The sequence below is a fragment of the Sphingopyxis jiangsuensis genome (assembly GCF_016734905.1).
In the GTDB taxonomy this organism is placed as follows: Bacteria; Pseudomonadota; Alphaproteobacteria; order Sphingomonadales; family Sphingomonadaceae; genus Sphingopyxis; species Sphingopyxis jiangsuensis.
Window position 1 is genome coordinate 910,043 of the sequence record NZ_JAERPO010000001.1, and the last position, 17,534, is coordinate 927,576.

15 protein-coding genes and 1 riboswitch are annotated in these 17,534 nt (G+C 66.7%); all 15 genes read right to left on the reverse strand.

Annotated elements, in window-relative coordinates; translation table 11 throughout:
* Positions 1–77: 77 nt before the first annotated feature.
* A complete protein-coding gene (gcvPB, locus tag JI743_RS04500) occupies positions 78–1,631 on the reverse strand; it encodes an aminomethyl-transferring glycine dehydrogenase subunit GcvPB (RefSeq protein ID WP_201926334.1) in 1,554 nt (517 codons plus the stop codon).
* Complete coding sequence (gene gcvPA, locus JI743_RS04505; protein WP_201926336.1) at positions 1,628–2,986, reverse strand: aminomethyl-transferring glycine dehydrogenase subunit GcvPA; 1,359 nt, start codon at positions 2,984–2,986, stop codon at positions 1,628–1,630. Before gcvPA ends, gcvPB begins: the two co-directional genes overlap by 4 nt.
* A gap of 3 nt (positions 2,987–2,989) precedes the next feature.
* Positions 2,990–3,802: a hypothetical protein gene (locus JI743_RS04510; RefSeq protein WP_330901895.1), complete on the reverse strand. Its 813-nt coding sequence runs from the start codon at positions 3,800–3,802 to the stop codon at positions 2,990–2,992.
* 40 nt (positions 3,803–3,842) lie between these two features.
* Complete coding sequence (gene gcvH, locus JI743_RS04515) at positions 3,843–4,214, reverse strand: glycine cleavage system protein GcvH (RefSeq protein ID WP_201926338.1); 372 nt, start codon at positions 4,212–4,214, stop codon at positions 3,843–3,845.
* Between the two features lie 3 nt (positions 4,215–4,217).
* On the reverse strand, positions 4,218–5,348 hold the full coding sequence (gene gcvT, locus JI743_RS04520; protein ID WP_201926340.1) for a glycine cleavage system aminomethyltransferase GcvT: 1,131 nt from the start codon (positions 5,346–5,348) through the stop codon (positions 4,218–4,220).
* A gap of 158 nt (positions 5,349–5,506) precedes the next feature.
* Positions 5,507–5,605, reverse strand: a riboswitch (glycine riboswitch).
* 59 nt (positions 5,606–5,664) lie between these two features.
* Entirely contained in the window at positions 5,665–6,312 is a 648-nt protein-coding gene (locus tag JI743_RS04525) for a Rossmann-fold NAD(P)-binding domain-containing protein (RefSeq protein WP_201926342.1), read from the reverse strand.
* On the reverse strand, positions 6,305–7,477 hold the full coding sequence (locus JI743_RS04530) for a deoxyguanosinetriphosphate triphosphohydrolase (RefSeq protein WP_201926344.1): 1,173 nt from the start codon (positions 7,475–7,477) through the stop codon (positions 6,305–6,307). The genes JI743_RS04525 and JI743_RS04530 overlap by 8 nt, the downstream gene beginning before the upstream one ends.
* Entirely contained in the window at positions 7,474–9,168 is a 1,695-nt protein-coding gene (locus JI743_RS04535; RefSeq protein ID WP_236659684.1) for a tetratricopeptide repeat protein, read from the reverse strand. Before JI743_RS04535 ends, JI743_RS04530 begins: the two co-directional genes overlap by 4 nt.
* 82 nt (positions 9,169–9,250) lie before the next feature.
* Positions 9,251–10,717 carry a cell division protein FtsZ gene (ftsZ, locus tag JI743_RS04540; protein ID WP_201926348.1) on the reverse strand — a complete coding sequence of 489 codons (1,467 nt, stop codon included), beginning with the start codon at positions 10,715–10,717 and terminating at the stop codon, positions 9,251–9,253.
* A 153-nt stretch (positions 10,718–10,870) separates the two neighbouring features.
* The gene (ftsA, locus tag JI743_RS04545) at positions 10,871–12,127 is read right to left on the reverse strand and encodes a cell division protein FtsA (protein ID WP_201926351.1); all 1,257 of its coding nucleotides are present in this window, start codon (positions 12,125–12,127) and stop codon (positions 10,871–10,873) included.
* A gap of 3 nt (positions 12,128–12,130) precedes the next feature.
* Positions 12,131–13,072 carry a cell division protein FtsQ/DivIB gene (locus tag JI743_RS04550; RefSeq protein ID WP_201926353.1) on the reverse strand — a complete coding sequence of 314 codons (942 nt, stop codon included), beginning with the start codon at positions 13,070–13,072 and terminating at the stop codon, positions 12,131–12,133.
* Complete coding sequence (locus JI743_RS04555; protein ID WP_201927300.1) at positions 13,069–13,959, reverse strand: D-alanine--D-alanine ligase; 891 nt, start codon at positions 13,957–13,959, stop codon at positions 13,069–13,071. The genes JI743_RS04550 and JI743_RS04555 overlap by 4 nt, the downstream gene beginning before the upstream one ends.
* A 67-nt stretch (positions 13,960–14,026) precedes the next feature.
* Positions 14,027–14,926 (reverse strand): UDP-N-acetylmuramate dehydrogenase, encoded by a 900-nt coding sequence (murB, locus tag JI743_RS04560; RefSeq protein WP_201926355.1) that lies wholly within the window; start codon positions 14,924–14,926, stop codon positions 14,027–14,029.
* Positions 14,923–16,356, reverse strand: coding sequence for a UDP-N-acetylmuramate--L-alanine ligase (gene murC / locus JI743_RS04565; protein WP_201926357.1), 1,434 nt, complete (start codon positions 16,354–16,356; stop codon positions 14,923–14,925). The genes murB and murC overlap by 4 nt, the downstream gene beginning before the upstream one ends.
* The gene (gene murG / locus JI743_RS04570; RefSeq protein ID WP_201926359.1) at positions 16,356–17,534 is read right to left on the reverse strand and encodes an undecaprenyldiphospho-muramoylpentapeptide beta-N-acetylglucosaminyltransferase; all 1,179 of its coding nucleotides are present in this window, start codon (positions 17,532–17,534) and stop codon (positions 16,356–16,358) included. The genes murC and murG overlap by 1 nt, the downstream gene beginning before the upstream one ends.

The window sequence follows — 17,534 nt, forward strand, 5'->3', positions numbered from 1 at the left end:
CCCGGCGAAGGCCGGGATCTCATCCTATAATCGTGACGCACCGGCGAGATCCGGGCCTTCGCCGGGATGACGATGGATTATAGGTTACCTTCCCACGCCAGCACGGGCTTGCGCGCCGCAAGCGTTTCGTCGAGCCGCGCGCGCGGCGCGTAATGCGGTGCTGCCTTGAGCGCGGGGTCGCCGTTCTTGGCGCGCAGCGCGACGCTACGCAGCGCGCCGATGAACTGGTCGAGTACCGCCTTCGACTCGGTCTCGGTCGGTTCGATCAGCATCGCGCCATGGACGACGAGCGGGAAATAGACGGTCATCGGGTGATAGCCTTCGTCGATCAGCGCCTTGGCGATGTCGAGCGTCGTAAAGCCCTCGGCGAGCCCCTCGTCGGTAAACAGCGCCTCGTGCATGCACGGCCCCGACGGTCCGAAGGGCGCGTCGAGCACATCCTCGAGGCTACGCAGCACATAATTGGCGTTGAGTACCGCATCTTCGGCGACCTGCTTCAACCCGTCCGCACCGTGACTGAGGATATAGGCGAGCGCGCGGGTGAACATGCCCATCTGGCCGTGGAAAGCGGTCATCCGCCCGAAGGTCTCGGGATGCTCGGCGCCCGCGCTTTCCTCCTCGACCAGCTTGAGCGAGCCGTCGGCGTAGCGCGCCGCATAGGGGATCGGGCCATAGGGAGCGAGCGCTTCCGACAGCACGACCGGACCCGAACCCGGCCCGCCCCCGCCGTGCGGGGTTGAAAAGGTCTTGTGCAGGTTGATGTGCATCGCATCGATGCCAAGGTCGCCGGGGCGCACCTTGCCGACGATCGCGTTGAAGTTGGCGCCGTCGCAATAGACATAGCCGCCGACCGCATGGACCGCGTCCGAAATCGCCTTCATGTCGCGCTCGAACAGGCCGCAGGTGTTGGGATTGGTGATCATCACCCCCGCCACATCAGGGCCAAGCCGCGCTTTCAGCGCCTCCAGGTCGACGCGGCCTTCCTTGGTCGCCGGAATATCCTCGACCGTGAAGCCCGCGAAGGCCGCCGTGGCGGGGTTGGTGCCGTGCGCGCTTTCGGGGACGAGCAGCACGCGCCGGTCTTCGCCGCGTGCTTCGAGCGCCGCCTTGATGCACAGGATGCCGCACAGCTCGCCATGCGCGCCCGCCTTGGGCGACATGGCGACGCCATACATGCCGGTGAGCTCGATCAACCAGAAAGCGAGCTCGTTGATGACCGCGAGTGCGCCCTGCACCGTTTCCTGCGGCTGGAGCGGGTGGACGTCCGCAAAGCCCGGCATCCGCGCGACCTTTTCGTTGAGACGCGGGTTATGCTTCATCGTGCAGCTTCCGAGCGGGAAGAGGCCGAGGTCGATGGCATAATTCTGCCGCGACAGGCGCGTGTAGTGGCGTACCGTTTCGGACTCGCTGAGCCCCGGCAGGCCGATGGGCGCGCTGCGCATCAGCGACCCCGGATCGGCGGCCGGTGCATCGTCGTCGAAATCGACGCCGGTGGTTTCGGTCGACCCGATTTCGAAGATCAGCGGTTCTTCAAGCATCAGCGCGCGGTTGCCGGTGAAGGTGGCGCTATCGTCGGCGCCGCCTGACACAGACATTTCGGGACGCCAGCCGGCGGGGTTGAGCGCGGTCATGCCAGCACCTCCTTCAGTGCCGCGGCAAAGGCGGCGATATCGTCCTCGGTCACGGTTTCGGTCACCGCAACGATCAGCCCGTTCGCGAGCGCGTCGTTGTCGGGATAGAGGCGTCCGAGCGAAACGCCGCCGAGGACGCCCTTTTCAGCGAGCTTGTGCACCGTCGCGCGCGCGTCGGTGGGGAGTCGCAGCGTGAACTCGTTGAAATAGCTGTCGTTCATCACCGACACGCCGGGGATATTGGCAAGCTCTGCCGCCGCCGCCTTCGCCCGACCATGATTGATCGCGGCGAGGTGGCGCAGCCCTGCCTCGCCGAGCAAGGTCATGTGAATGCTGAATGCCAGCGCACAAAGCCCTGAATTGGTGCAGATGTTGCTCGTCGCCTTCTCGCGGCGGATATGCTGTTCGCGCGTCGAGAGGGTGAGAACGAAGCCGCGCTTGCCGTTGGCGTCGACCGTCTCGCCGCAAAGGCGCCCCGGCATCTGGCGGACATATTTCGACTTGCAGGCGAACAGGCCGACATAGGGTCCGCCGAACTGGAGCCCGACGCCGATCGCCTGCCCCTCGCCCACTACAATGTCGGCGCCCATTTCGCCGGGCGATTTGATAAGGCCGAGCGCGACGGGCTCGGTCACGACCGCGATCAGCAGCGCGCCATTCGCCTGACAAGCCCCGGCCAGCGACGACATGTCATCGATGCGGCCCAGAATGTCGGGATATTGGACGACGACGCAGCTCGTCTCCTTGTCGACCGCCGCCGCGAGCGCGGCCCAGTCGGTTCCGGCTTCGAGGGTCGGGTCGCCATCGACGAGCATGTCGCGCGTATATTTCGCCATCGTGCGCGCGACGCTGCGATAATGCGGGTGGAGGCCCGTCGAGAGCAGTGCCTTGCTCCGCTTGGTGATGCGCCGCGCCATCACGATCGCTTCCCAGCAGGCGGTCGAGCCGTCGTACATCGACGCATTGGCGACGTCGGTGCCGAACAGCCGCGCGACCTGGCTCTGGAATTCGAAGAGCATCTGGAGCGTGCCCTGCGCGATTTCGGGCTGGTACGGCGTATAGGCGGTCAGGAACTCGCCGCGCTGGATCAGATGGTCGACGCTCGCGGGGATATGGTGGCGATAGGCGCCCGCTCCAAGGAAAAAGGGCGCATCGGCGGCGGCCAGATTCTGCTTCGAAAGACGGCGCATATGGCGTTCGACCGCGATCTCGCTGGCGTGGAGCGGCAGGCCCGCAATCGGCCCGTCGAGCCGCGCTTCAGGCGGGACGTCGGCGAACAGATCGTCGATCGACGAAGCGCCGACGGCGGCAAGCATCGCGGCCCGGTCGTCAGCGGTCAAAGGGAGGTAACGCATGAACTACTCCGCAGAAGGAATTGAATTTACAGCCGCAAGCTGCGCGAGGTCGGGGATCGACCCCTGGAAAATCATCGGCCCGCTGTGGGTGGTGCGCACCCAGGGCGCGAGCCAGATCCGAAAGCCAGCATCGCGCACCCGGCGGCAAAACCCATAGTCTTCGGACAGCAGCGCCTTGCTTTCGGGATCAATGACGGGGGCAAAGAAGGCGTGCGCCTCCTCCCCGATCGCGTGCGCCTGCCGTTCCGCCGGGTCGGGACGGAACGCCAGATCGGCGCCGTTGGTCCGCAGTGTTTCGAGCACGTCGCGGCGGATCAGCATCAATCCGGTTCCGACCCGCACAAGCTCGACGGGCTCGCCGACCGCAAAACGCTGGGTCGGGTCGACGAACTGGAGTGCAAACTCCCCCGCATAGCGCGCGAGGTCACTCGTCGGCATACCCGATGCGGCGGCCCGCGCGACGGCATCCCAATTTATCATCCGGCGCGGGCAGGCAGCTCCCAGTACGGCGCATTTGGGTCGCGCCGACATCGCGTGCAGCATCGAGAATATATCGTCGGCCACGAAATCAATATCGGCGTCCACGAACAGCAAATGCGTACAATCGCTGGCGAGGAACATCGCGCTCAGCACGTTGCGCGCTCGCGTGACGTCGGGCTGGTACAGGATGAACTCGAACCGCACCGAAACGCCCATCGCCTGCGCCTGCAGTGCAAGCGCGAGAGCGGCGCGGACATAGCTGCCCTGCGCCCCTTCATAAATGGGCGTCGCCACCATCAGGCGGCAGTTGGCAAGGGCGGCGTCGGTGCTGGTCACGTCATCTCCCCCCTCCCGCTGGCGGGAGGGGCCCGCTGAATCACAGATCGTCGCAGAAGTCCTTGTACGCCTGCGCGTTCATCAGTCCGTCGAGTTGGCTCTTGTCGCTCAATGTCATGCGGAAGAACCAGCCTTCGCCTTCGGGGTCCGAGTTGACTAGTGCCGGATCTTCCTCGAGCGCGGCATTGCCCTCGGTCACCACGCCATCGACGGGTGCATAGACGTCGCTTGCCGCCTTCACCGACTCGACGACCGCAGCGTCGCCGCCCTGGCTGAGTTCGGCGCCGGTGTCGGGCACCTCGACGAAAACGATGTCGCCGAGCTGGCCCTGCGCGAAGTCGGTGATGCCGACCGTCGCGACCTCGCCATCGACGTCGATCCATTCATGCTCTTCGGTAAAATAGCGCGGCATCGATCAGCCTCCCTGTTTGCGCACGTAACGATGTGGAACGAACGGCATGGCGGTAACGGTGCACGCCACACGCTTGCCACGAACTTCGGCCGCGACCGGCGTCCCCGGCTCGGACAGGCCGGTCGGGACATAGCCCATCGCGATCGGCGCGCCGACGCTGGGGGCGAAGCCACCCGATGTCACGACGCCGATTTCGGTGTTGCCGTCGAAAAGCTTGGCGCCTTCGCGGACCGGCATTTTCCCGTCGATCAGCAGCCCTACGCGCTTGCGCGCGCTCCCCTGCCCCAGATGGCCGAGGATGCGCGCGGCGCCCGGAAATCCGCCTTCCTCGCGGCGGCGCTTGCTGATCGCAAAGCCGAGGTCGCCCTCGACCGGATCGATTGTCTCGTCGAGATCATGTCCGTAAAGCGGCAAGCCAGCTTCGAGCCGCAGGCTGTCGCGCGCACCAAGCCCGATGGGCTTCACCTCGTCCATCGCGCACAGCGCGTCGGCAAAGGCTTCAAGCGCGGCGTTGGGCAGCGAAATCTCGAACCCGTCCTCGCCCGTATAGCCCGAGCGGCTGAGACCGATCGCATGGCCCTGCCATGTCGCGCGCGTAGCCTGCATGAAGACGAGACCAGCGGCTTCGGGGACGAGCCGCGACAGCGCATCGACCGCTTTCGGTCCTTGCAGCGCCAACAGGCCGTAATCCTCATTATGATTAAGGGTGATATGGTCGGGCAGATTTTCGCGCAGGTGCCCGATGTCTTCCCACTTCACCGCACCGTTGACGACGATGCCGAATTGGTCCCCTTCGTTGGTGATCATCAAGTCGTCGAGGATGCCGCCATCTTCGGCGAGCAGTAGCGAATAACGCATCCGTCCGGGCTTCAGCGCCGAAATGTCACCGGGGACGAGCGTTTCGAGCGCCGCGGCGGCGCCGTCGCCCGAAATCAGCAGCTGCCCCATGTGGCTGACATCGAACAGGCCCGCATTTTCGCGGACCCACAGATGTTCGGCCATGATGCCTTCATATTGGATCGGCATCCAGTATCCGGCGAATTCGACCATGCGTCCGCCCTTTGCGCGGTGCCATGCGTCGAGCGGCAACGTCTCGGTCGCCACCTCTTCGATCAAGTCTTCGGTTTCGCTCATATCGGCCTCCCGTCGTTGACATGACGCGGCGCGGCCCGGTGCCGTTCCTTCGCCATGCCCCCTCTGTCACGGGAACCTGAGAGTTTTCCCCCATGCTATCATGGGGTTACCCCTTCGGTGGCCTCGACATCATGCCGGGGCGCTTTCCAGAGTGTCCAATCGTCCGCGCGGTCCGTTGACCTGAGAGTTTCCGGGGCGGTTGCTCCTTCGGTGGCGAGGCGCGGCGTACCGCCCCCGCGCTCTCCCGCGCGGCCGGCCGAATCCTCGATAAAGGACGCAGCGGACGGTCGAGCCTTGGCGCTGCCCTGAAGCGGAGTCAATCGGCGAGCGCGCGGATCGCGTCGTTTTCGTGAATATGGACCCCGGTGCCGCCTTCCCGCGCGAGTGCGACGATGGCGCGCGCGACGGTCGCGGCGGCAATCGAACGGTAGCGGCGGAGGCCGCCGTGGAGCATTGCGTCGGTGACCGGCGCGACCATCAGCGCAATCGTCTCGCCGAACCGCTTGATCCCGCCGCGGTCGCCGCGAAGCAGCCCTGGGCGGACAATATCGAGCCGGTCGAACCCGAGAGCGTGCAGGCCCTCCTCGGTCTCTCCCTTGGTGCGGAGGTAGAAATTGCCGCCGCGCGGCGACGCGCCGACCGAACTCACGGCGATCATCTGCCGCGCCCCCGCCTCTTTGGCGGCATGCGCGGCGGCGAGGATCAGGTCGACATCGACCGCACGAAAGGCCGCCTGCGATCCCGCCTGCCGGATCGTGGTGCCGAGACAGGAGATCAGCGCGCGCGGGCGCTCTGCCGCGATGATGCCGGGCCAATCGGCAGTCGGCGCGACGATCGCACGATGCTGCGGCGGCACATCGGCAATCGCGCGGCGTGAAAGGATCGTCAGCCCAAGGTCGCCCGCGCTGTCGATCACGCGCCCGCCGACAAGCCCGGTGGCCCCGACGAGCAGCGCCTCAGACATGCGCGAGCGCCTCCGGCACGTCGGCGCGCCCGAAAATCTCCGCATAGCGGTCAATGGCGAAACGGTCGGTCATTCCCGCAATATAGTCACCAATGTGCCGGATTGTCGCACCCTCATCGCCGGGGACGCGCGACGACCAATCCTCACCCATCAAGGACGGGTCGGCCAGATAGGCATCGAAAAGCCGCGCGATGACGCAGCGCGCGCCCTCCGCAGCGGCGAGCTGCGACGGATGGTGGTAGAGGTTGGCGTACATGAAGCGCTTGAGATCGCGCTCCTTCGCCGCAAGATCGCGCGAAAAGCCACCGAGCGTGCGGCCCGCCGCGCGCACCTCGTCCACCGACGCAGCGCCCGCGTCGGCGACGTTGGCGGTGGTGGCGGCGATCACATCGTTGACCATCACGCCAATCTGGTCGCGCACCAGTTCGCGCAGCAACCGGTCGCGCGGCGCGCCCGGAAACCGCGCTTCGACCGCCCGGAAATTGGCAGCGACAAAGGGCTGTTCCATCAGCTGGTCGAGGCCCAGCAATCCGGCGCGCAGCCCGTCGTCGATGTCGTGGTTATCATAGGCGATGTCGTCGGCGACTGCCGCAATCTGCGCCTCGAGGCTCGCGTGGCTCGCAAGGTCGAGCGGAAAGTCGGCATCGATATCGGCGAGCGCCCAGCCGGGATGCCGCGCGGGGCCATTGTGCTTCGCCAGCCCCTCCAGCGTCTCCCACGTCAGATTGAGCCCGTCGAAACGCGGATAGGGACATTCGAGCCGCGCAAGCGTGCGGAGCGTATGGCCATTGTGGTCGAAACCGCCATGCGCCTGCATCGCGGCCTTCAGCGCGGCCTCGCCCGCATGGCCGAAAGGCGGGTGGCCGATGTCGTGCGCGAGGCACAGCGCCTCGGTCAAATCCTCATTGAGCCCCAGCGCGCGGGCGATACCGCGGCCGATCTGCGCCACCTCTATGCTGTGGGTCAGGCGGACACGGTAATGGTCGCCGTCGGGGCAGACAAACACCTGCGTTTTGTGGCGCAAGCGGCGAAAGGCGATCGAATGGATGATGCGGTCGCGGTCGCGCTGAAAGGCATCGCGCGGACCGCGAACGACGCGTCCGACCTCTTCGTGGCGGCGGCCCCGCGTCGCGGCCGGGTCGCTCGCGCAGCGGGCGGTCGTCATCGGATCGGCTCGACGGTCTCGCCCGCTTCGCTGTTGAAGAGGAAGCCGTCGCCCTCGGCCTTTTTATAGTCGGCAAGCCAGTCCTGCGCAGTCTTGCGGTCCTTGAACGGCCCGACGAGCAGCCGGCGCGTCTGTCCCCATTCGGCGGTCGATCCCGACTTGCCCTTGAACAGCTCTGCATTGCGCTTGGCGAAGCGGTTATAGTCGAAGGCGAGCGCCTTCAGATTGGCGCCAGTGGCAATCTGGACCCACATGCGCGCGGGATTGGCCTTCTTGCGGTCGGCTTCTTCCTTCGCCTTCGCCTCGGCTTCGGCCTTGGCTTTTGCTGCGGCTTCCTCCTTTTCGCGGCGCGCCGCCTCGGCAGCCTCGGCCTTGCGCTTGTCGGCCTGAAGCCGTGCGAGCACATCGGCTCCGAGCGCATTGTCCGGACGCGCGAGTTCCTCGGCCGGAATCTCGATCGACCCCGCAATTTCGGCAAGCGAAGCGAGCGGCGCAGGCGAAGCAGCGGCGGGAGCGGGCTGCGGCCCGACATCAGCAATCGAGAAGCCGGGACCGACGGGCCCCATGTCGCGATTGACCGCAACGCCGACCGGCGCCGCAGCCGGTATCGGCGAAGACACAGGCGTCGGAGTGGGCGCCGGTGCGGGCGAGGGCGGCACGGGAACGGCGGCCGCAACTTGCACGGGAGTCGGTGTCGGCGCCGGAGTCGGCGCTGGCGTCGGCCGTGCGGGGGGAGCGCTGTTCGTTGCGGCGCGTGTCGGCGGAGCTGTTGTGGTTGCTGTGCGCGCGGGTGGCGGATTCGTGCGGTCGCGGCGCGATTGCGCGGGTTGCCGTGCTGCGGGCGCCGCAGTCGGCGCGGGCGTCGCCGCCGCAGCCTGCACCGCGGCGCGGCGCGGGCCGAGTTCGCCCGACGGAAAGCGTCCGAAATGCGCGGCCGCGGCCTGTTGCGCGGGGTTCAGCCGGTCCATCTGGACAAGGTAGGGAAGAATCCCCTGCGCCAGCGCGGGGGGCATCGTCGCATTGACGATGTCGGTCGCCTCCTTGTCGCGCCCGTTCATCGCAAGGATCATCGCGCGCGAGCGCCACGCCGCGCGATTTTGCGCGCGAAGCTGCGGCGTGAGGAGCTGAACGGCGCGCTCGATATCCCCGCTGATGCCGAGCGACAGAGCATAGCGCCGCACCAGCTCGTCATCCGAGCCGATCGACAAGGCGAGCTGATAGTCGCGCTGCGCCGCATCCTGTTGCCCCAGCAGATCGCGCGCCAGGCCGCGGTCGGCGAGCAATGTGCGTTCGGGTGCGCCCAGCAGTTGCGCCTCGCCGAAATAATCGAGCGCACGCGTCGGATTTTCCAGATGGACCATCGCCGAACCGAGCGCCGCCTTGACCGCCCCATCGCGCGGCGCCGCCCGTTCAGCGCGCAGCAGAAAGCCGAGCGCCGCGCGATAATCCTCGAGCGCAATCGACGCGCGGCCCGCGTCGAGCAGCGCCGTACTGTCATTGGCGTTGGCGGCAATCCGGCCGAGAGCCGAAGCCAGCGTGGTGCGCGCGGACGTCCGCTTGTCCATCGCTGCCTTGGTCGCGGCGTCGGGCGGCGTCACCTGCCACGCGAGCGCGGGCGCGGCATGGCTGGTTGCAGCGAGCAGCAACCCGGACGCGACGGCCCATCGCCGCGCGTACCGGGGAACTGACATCATGTTCGGTCGCCGCAAGGGCACGTCAAATCATCCCGTTTCCGGCCTGCCGTGCCCGGCGGGCGGCCGTTCGATTGCCCTGTTACTGGTTGTTCTGCCGCCCCAGGAAGCGCGGAATATCGACCCCGTCCTCCTTGTTTTCGTCGGCATCGGCCGGAGCGCCGCCGCGCGAAAGCCGCGACATGCGTTCGAACAAGGTTCCGCCGCCGATCGAACGCGCCGGAGCGTCGCTCGCGGGTGCCGGTTCGGCTTCGGGAGCAGGCTGCGCTTCGACCGCTGCCGCCTCGGATTCGCCAAGTATCAGCTCGTCGGCCGTATCGTCATAGGTCGCGGCGACCTGCGACAATTCCATCGGCTCTTCCTCTGCAACCTCGGGAGCCGTCTCGGGCTCGGAGGTCGGTTCGGCGACGCCGCCGAGCGAGAATCCGGGGGTCGGATCGCTTTCGGCGACCGGCTCTTCCACCGGGCTTTCCTCGACCTCGGTGGCAAGGACTTCCTCGGCCACCGGCGTCGAAGCGGGCGACGGACGCGGCGCAAAGGAGAAGCTACGCGCAGCCGGAGCGGGCTGCGTCGCGGCGTCACCACTGCCGTCGATGCCGGTCGCGACGACCGACACGCGGATCTTGCCGTCGAGATTGTCGTTGAACGCGCTGCCCCAGATGATGTTCGCATCGGGATCGACGAGTTCGCGAATATGGTTCGCCGCTTCGTCGACTTCCATCAGGCGCATGTCCTCGCCGCCGGTGATCGAGATGATGACGCCCTTCGCGCCTGCCATCGACACGCCGTCGAGTAGCGGGTTGGCGATTGCCTTTTGCGCCGCTTCGAGTGCGCGCCCATCGCCCTCGGCCTCGCCGGTGCCCATCATCGCCTTGCCCATTTCGCGCATCACGCTGCGCACGTCGGCAAAGTCGAGGTTGATGAGGCCGGGCATGACCATCAGGTCGGTGATCCCGCGCACGCCCTGTTGCAGCACCTCGTCGGCCATCGAAAAGGCCTCTTTGAAGGTGGTGTTCGGGTTGGCGACAAGGAACAGATTCTGGTTCGGAATGACGATCAGCGTGTCGACATGCTCCTGAAGCTCGGCGATGCCGGCTTCGGCCGAACGCATCCGGCGCTGGCCTTCAAAGGTGAAGGGCTTGGTCACGACGCCGACGGTCAGGATACCGCGGTCGCGGGCTGCCTTCGCGATCACCGGCGCCGCGCCGGTGCCCGTGCCGCCGCCCATGCCGGCCGCGACAAAGCACATATGCGCGCCGTTCAGCGCCTCTTCGACGTGGGTGATGCTTTCTTCGGCGGCCGCGCGCCCGACTTCGGGGCGCGAACCCGCGCCCAGACCCTGGGTGATCTGCGTGCCGAGCTGGATGCGGCGCTCTGCGGCCGAGGCGTTGAGCGCCTGCGCGTCGGTGTTCGCCACGACGAAATCGACGCCCTCGACGCGGGCGGCGATCATGTTCGCAATGGCATTGCCCCCCGCGCCGCCGACGCCGATGACCGCGATGCGCGGCTTCAGCTCGTCGACCTGCGGCGGGCCAATGTTGATGCTCATCAAATAATCTCCCTGCAGCGGCGGACCAGCGCCGCTTCCCCAACTTTGCGACCCGTCCGGACGTCAGTCCCGTCGTCCGGCTTTCCGTTACCGCATTGCACTATTGTGACGCCGGAATCATCCAAAAAATTAACCTTTCGGGCAAGCCGCGCCCTAAAAACTGCTTTTGAGTGCCGCCATAAGGCGATGGAGAATCGAGCTTCCTTTCGGTCGATAGACATCCTGTGACATCATCGGCAAGTCGCGCAGGTCAACAGGGTCCGATGCGGCGTAAAGAACCAGACCCGCGAGCGTGGCGAAAGCCGGTCCGCCGTGTGCATCGGGTAGCCCGTGCAAGCCGCGCGGTCGTCCGACACGCGCGGCGCGACCGAGCGCGCTTTGGGTATAATCGGCGAGGCCCTTGAGGTCGGCGCCGCCGCCCACCAGCACAACTTGCCGCCCGACCGGGCCGACGAAATGCAGGTCTTTCAGTGTCCTGCCAATCTCTCCCATCATCGCGTCGAGCCGCTGGCGGATTACCGCGACAAGCTGCGCGCGGGTGATGCGCGGCGATTCGCTGCCCGCAGGCGCGCCGGGATCGAGCTCGATCACCTCGACATTGTCGCGCGGGCTGGCCGACGCCGAACCATAAAAGCTTTGCAGGCGCTGCGCCTGGCTGCGGCGGATACCAAAGGCCGAAGCGATGTCGTCGGTGATGTCGCTCGCGCCGAACGGAAGCGACGCCAGCTCGACGAGCATGCCGCCGGCATAAAGCGACACCGTCGTCACCGCCGCGCCGATTTCGACGAGCGCGACGCCAAGGTCGCGCTCTTCGTCCGACAAACACGCAAGCCCGGCGGCAATCGGCGAGGCGACTACCGCGTTGACGTCGAGATGCGCCTGCCGCACCGCGGACTCCAGATTCCGCACCGGCGCGCCTTCGGCCATGATGATATGGATATCGACGCCCAGCCGGTCGGCGTGGAGACCGATAGGATTCTTCACCCCCGTCAGCCCGTCGAGCGTGTAGAGCGCGGGCTGTGCGTGGAGGATCATCCGGCCTTCGGGATCGATCCCTGCGCGGCCCGCGGCGAGGAGGTCATCGACATCCTCCTGCTCGATCCGGTGCCCGCCGAGCTCGCTCTCGATCGGCGCAACGTCGCTGAGCAGGCTGCCCGCCGAAAAGCTGACCCACACATCGTCGATGTTGAGGCCCGCGATACGTTCGGCCTGCTCGATCGCCTCGCGCACGACATGCTCGGTCTGTTCCATGTCGGCGACATAGCCGCGCTGGACTCCGCGGCTTTCGCGCTGCCCGGTGCCGAGTACGTGGAGCTGACCGTCGGCCGACTGCCCCGCGATCAGCGCGCAAACCTTCCACGACCCGACATCGAGCGCGGTGATGATCCGTTCTATGCGCGGCTGCGCCATTGCTCAGCCCTTCTCTGCAGCGCTCGCGTCCGCCACCGCGTCGACAGCGGCACGCGCTTCGTCGAGCTTGGCGGGTGCGACCTGCCCCTCGTGCGGCAAGCGCAGGACGAAACGCGCGGGGTCGCGCATGTCGAAACGCAATATGCCGCGCCCGAGCAGGCGGTTGGCGCCGTCGAGGTGCGCGAATTTGGCGAGCGCCGCCTTGGCGGCTTCCTCGCCTTCGGGCAGCGAAAGCGTCTCGCCGCTGCGGAAGCGCAGATCCCAGCGACGGTTGCCGACCCAGGTCGCGCCCGCCAGCAATTCCCTGAGGCTGCTCGCTTCGGCGAGCAGGCGGTCGAGGTCTTGCGAGCGCTGGTTCGCCTTCGGTCCAATGACAAGCGGTAGGTCGGGCATCGTCGCGACGGTGACGGGTTCGAGCACCACGCCCTTTTCGTCGATCAGCGACAGGCGATTCCTATGCTGCCAGATCGCCGCCGGCTTGCGTTCGACAATATCGACGACGAGCGTGTCGGGCAGGCGACGCGACACGCGCGCATCCTTGATCCAGCCATATTTCATCAAATCGCCGCGCACATCGGCTAGGTCGACCGCCGCCATCGAGCGGTCCTTCTGAGCGAGCGCGATGTCATAGACTTTCAGCCGGTCGATTCGGTCGGCGCCGACGACCTCGACCTTCTTGACCTGAAAACCCGCGCGGCCAACCGCCTGCGCCCATTCCTCGTGGACCTTGGCAGTTACGCCCGTCGCATGCGCGGCAATGCCCGCAAAGGCGAACAGGCCGAGCCCGATCGTCCAGTTCGCCACGCGCTGCAATGTCGCGGGGCTGACGGGCAGCGCGTTGATTATCGCGTCGACGCGCGACGTCTTGACCTTGCGGCGCTTCTTGGGCGTCCGGACCGGGCGGCGCGGCGGCGCCTTGGCGCGTTTGATCCGGGTGCTGCTCATAGCGCCTCCTCGACAATGCGCTCGACAAGCTCGGCATAATCGATGCCGAGCGCGCGCGCCTGTTCGGGAACGAGGCTGAGCGGCGTCATCCCCGGCTGGGTGTTGACCTCCAGCAGGAAAATACCGTCCAGCCCCAATTCGTCGTCCCAGCGGAAGTCGGAGCGCGATGCGCCCTTGCAATCGAGCAGCCGGTGCGACTTCAATGCCAGTTCCTTCATCCGCCCGGCAATGTCGGCTGGAATGTCGGCGGGGCAGACATGCTCGGTCAGCCCATCGGTATATTTGGCATCATAATCATAGAAGCCCGATTTGACCCGCAGTTCGGTGACGGCAAGCGCCGTGTCGCCCAGCACCGCGACGGTCAGTTCCCGCCCCTTGATGAAGGGTTCGGCGAGCAAGCGGTCGAATTCCTTCCACGGCCCGACTGCTTCGCGCGAAATCGGATTGCCGTAATTGCTGTCCTCCTTGACGATCGCAACGCCGACCGACGAGCCTTCGTTGACCGGTTTGAGGACATAGGGACGCGGCAGGGGGTCGGCTGTAAACAGGCTTTCGCTGTCGACCATGGTCCCCGTCGGCATGGGGATTCCATGCGGCACCAGCGCCTGCTTCGTCAATTCCTTGTCGATCGCGATGACCGATGTGACGAGCCCGCTGTGCGTATATTTGAGGCCCATCAGGTCGAGCATGCCCTGCACCGTCCCGTCCTCGCCCGGGACGCCGTGGAGCGCGTTGAACACAACATCGGGCTTGGCCTCGGCGAGCCGCAGCGCGACGTTGCGATCCATGTCGATGCGCGTGACCCGGTGGCCGCGCGATTCGAGCGCGTCGGCGACGCCGTTCCCGCTCATCAGCGACACCTCGCGCTCGGCGGACCAGCCGCCCATCAGGACGGCGACATGCCAAGGGCCGCGTGCGCTCACAAGCCCTTCCCCTTCAGGAGTTTCAGGCCGCTCACTTCGCCACCCCCACGCGCTGTATCTCCCACTGCAGTTCGATGCCGCTCTTGGCCTTCACCCGGCGGCGGACTTCTTCGCCCAGTGCTTCGATGTCCGCGCTCGTCGCCGTGCCGGTGTTGATCAGGAAATTGGTGTGCTTCTCGCTGACCTGCGCGCCGCCCACGGTGAATCCGCGGCAACCGGCTTCATCGACGAGCTGCCATGCCTTGTGCCCATCGGGGTTCTTGAAGGTCGATCCGCCGGTTTTCGAACGCAGCGGCTGCGATGCCTCGCGGCTCGCCGAGATGCGATCCATTTCCGCCTGGATGGCGGCAGGCTCGCCGCGACGGCCGCGAAAGGTCGCGGCGACGACGACCGCGCCGTCGGGCAATTCGCTGTGACGATAGGTATAGCCGAGGTCGGCGAGCGTAAGCGTCCGCCGCTCACCCGAACGCAGGATGACGTCGGCCTCGCCCAATATGTCCTTGACCTCGCCTCCATAAGCACCGCCGTTCATGCGGACAAAACCGCCGACGGTGCCGGGAATCGAGCGCAGGAATTCGACTCCCGCAATCCCCGCATCGCGCGCGGTCGACGACACCAGAATGCCCGACGCGCCGCCGCCGCAGCGCAGCGTCGTCGCGTCGAGTGCTTCGACCTTGGCAAAGGCCTTGCCGAGCCGGACGACGACGCCCGGAAATCCACCGTCGCGCACGATCAGGTTCGACCCGAGGCCGAGTGCCATCACCGGCACCGACGGGTCGAGGTCGCGCAGGAAATCGGCGAGATCTTCGGCGTCCTTGGGCTCGAACAACCAATCGGCCGCGCCGCCCGATTTGAACCAGACGAGCGGTGCGAGCGGGGCATCAGGGGTCAATTTGCCGCGGACGTCGGGAAGCGTTTGGGTTGCGTTCACGCCGCCCCCTCCACAGCCGCTGCCAACGCTGCCGCCATCTTGGTGATGTCCCCCGCACCAAGGCAGATGATCTTGTCGCCCGCGCCGAGCTGGCCGGCGCGGATCGCCTCGGCAAGCGTTGCAGCGAGTGCGTCCGCGTCGGCGACGGTCGCCGCGAACCTATGCCCGCGGTCGCGCAGTCCCTGCGCCAGTGCATCCGACGACACGCCTTCGATCGGCGCCTCTCCCGCCGCATAGACGGGGAGCGCGAGCACCATGTCGGCGTCGTTGAACGCCTGTTGAAAGTCGTCCATGTGGTCGCGCAAGCGTGTGAAGCGGTGCGGCTGGACCACGGCCACGACGCGCCCCGTCCCTACGCCCTCGCGTGCGGCCGACAACACGGCGCGGATCTCGACAGGGTGGTGGGCATAGTCGTCGATCACCGTAACGCCGCCGCCATCGACGGCGATCTCGCCGACCTTGGTGAAGCGCCGCTTGACCCCGGCAAAGCCCTGGAAGCCCGAGACGATCTTGTCGTCGCTGACCCCCATGTGGAGCGCCACGGCGACGGCTGCGAGGGCGTTCTGGACATTGTGGCGGCCCGACATCGGCAGGTGGATGCCCGCGATCGTCCGGCTGCTTCCGTCGGGCAAGCGCACCACGACGTCGAAGCGGTTGCCTTCGGGACCGGGTTCGACATTGGTGCCGCGCACGTCGGCCTGCGCCGAAAAGCCATAGGTGACGATGCGCCGGTCGCGGATGCGCGGGATGATCGCCTGCACTTCGGGATGGTCGAGGCACAGCATCGCCGCGCCGTAAAAAGGCACGTTTTCGATGAACTCGACAAAGGCGGCCTTGATCGCGTCGAAACTGCCATAATGGTCGAGGTGTTCGGGATCGATGTTGGTCACGACCGCAATCGTCCCGTCGAGCCGCAGGAAACTGCCGTCGCTTTCGTCGGCCTCCACCACCATCCAGTCCGACGCGCCGAGCCGCGCGTTCGATCCATAATTGTTGATGATACCGCCATTGATCACGGTCGGGTCGATCCCGCCCGCGTCGAGCAGCGCGGCGACAAGGCTGGTCGTCGTCGTCTTGCCGTGCGTCCCCGCAATCGCCACGGTCGATTTGAGGCGCATCAGCTCGGCGAGCATCTCGGCCCGGCGGACGAGCGGGATGCGGTTCGCAAGCGCCGCCTCCACCTCCGGATTGCCGCGCTTGACCGCGGTCGAGGTCACGACGACCGCCGCGCCGTCGACATTTTCGGGGGCATGGCCGATCGCGACCTTGATCCCGCGTTTGCGTAGTCCTTCGACGACGTAGGAATCGGCGATGTCGCTGCCCTGCACCTGATAGCCGAGGTTGTGCATCACCTCGGCGATGCCCGACATGCCGATGCCGCCGATCCCGATGAAGTGGATGGTGCCGATGTCGGTCGCGACGCCGCGCATCACTGCGCCTCCCGCCGCGCGGCGGCGATGCCGGCAGACTTGCGCTGCCCGCTCGCACCGACGCGGATCACGTCCATCAGCGGCGGCGGCACAAGCGATTCGACAAGGTCGGCGAGATCGCGCGTCGCGTCGGGAAGCCCGCAGCTCGCGGCATGATCGGCCGCCGCTTCGAGCGCGCCTTGCTCGAGCGCCATGCGCTGGATCTGCTTGGCGAGCGCACCGGGGGTGAAGTCGGACTGGGCGAACGACAGCGCGCCGCCCGCTTCGACCAGATCGACGACGTTAAAGGTCTGGTGATTGTCCATCGCGTGCGGATAGGGAACGAAGATTGCCGGGCGGCCCGCGCAGGCAAGTTCGGCGACGGTCGAAGCCCCTGCGCGCGCGATGACCAGATGCGCCCAGCGCAGCCGCTCCGGAAAATCGCCGATATAGGGCATGCAATCGGCCGCAACGCCAAGCTCGGCATATTTGCCGCGCACCGCCTCGATATCGGCCTCGCGGCATTGCTGGACGACCTGCAGGCGTTCGAGCAGCGCCTTCGGCAGCATTGCAACCGCCGCCGGGACAACGTCGCTGAGCACCGTCGCCCCCAGGCTGCCGCCGACGACGAGTAGGCGGAGGATGCCATCCTCGGGAAGCGGCGGAAACCCTTCGTCGCGGATCGCGATGATTTCTTCGCGTACCGGATTGCCGGTCATATGCGTCTTGAGGTCGAGACCCTTGGGAAGACGCTGGATATTGCGATAGGCGACCGCAATGGCGTCGACGCGCCGCGCCATAAGTCGGTTCGTACGGCCAAGCACGGCATTTTGTTCGTGGATCATGCTTGGAGTCTTCGTCGCGCGCGCCGCGAGCAGGCTGGGCAGCGAAGGGTATCCGCCAAAGCCCACCACAGCGCCCGGGTCGAAGTCGCGGATCAGGTCGATCGCCATGCGCCGCCCCTTGCGGATCGCAAGCGCCGCCTTCACCCAGCCGACCGGGCCGCCGTGCACGCGCCCTGCGGGCAGGACATGCGTTTCGAGTTCGTGCGGCGCGCCGGGAATCTTCAGGCCGCGGTCGTCGCTGACCAGCGCAACGCGATGCCCGCGCGCGATCAGCTCGCCCGCCAGCGCATAAGCGGGCAGCATATGGCCGCCGGTCCCGCCGGCAGCGAGGAGGAAGTGGCGCGTCGCTGTCAT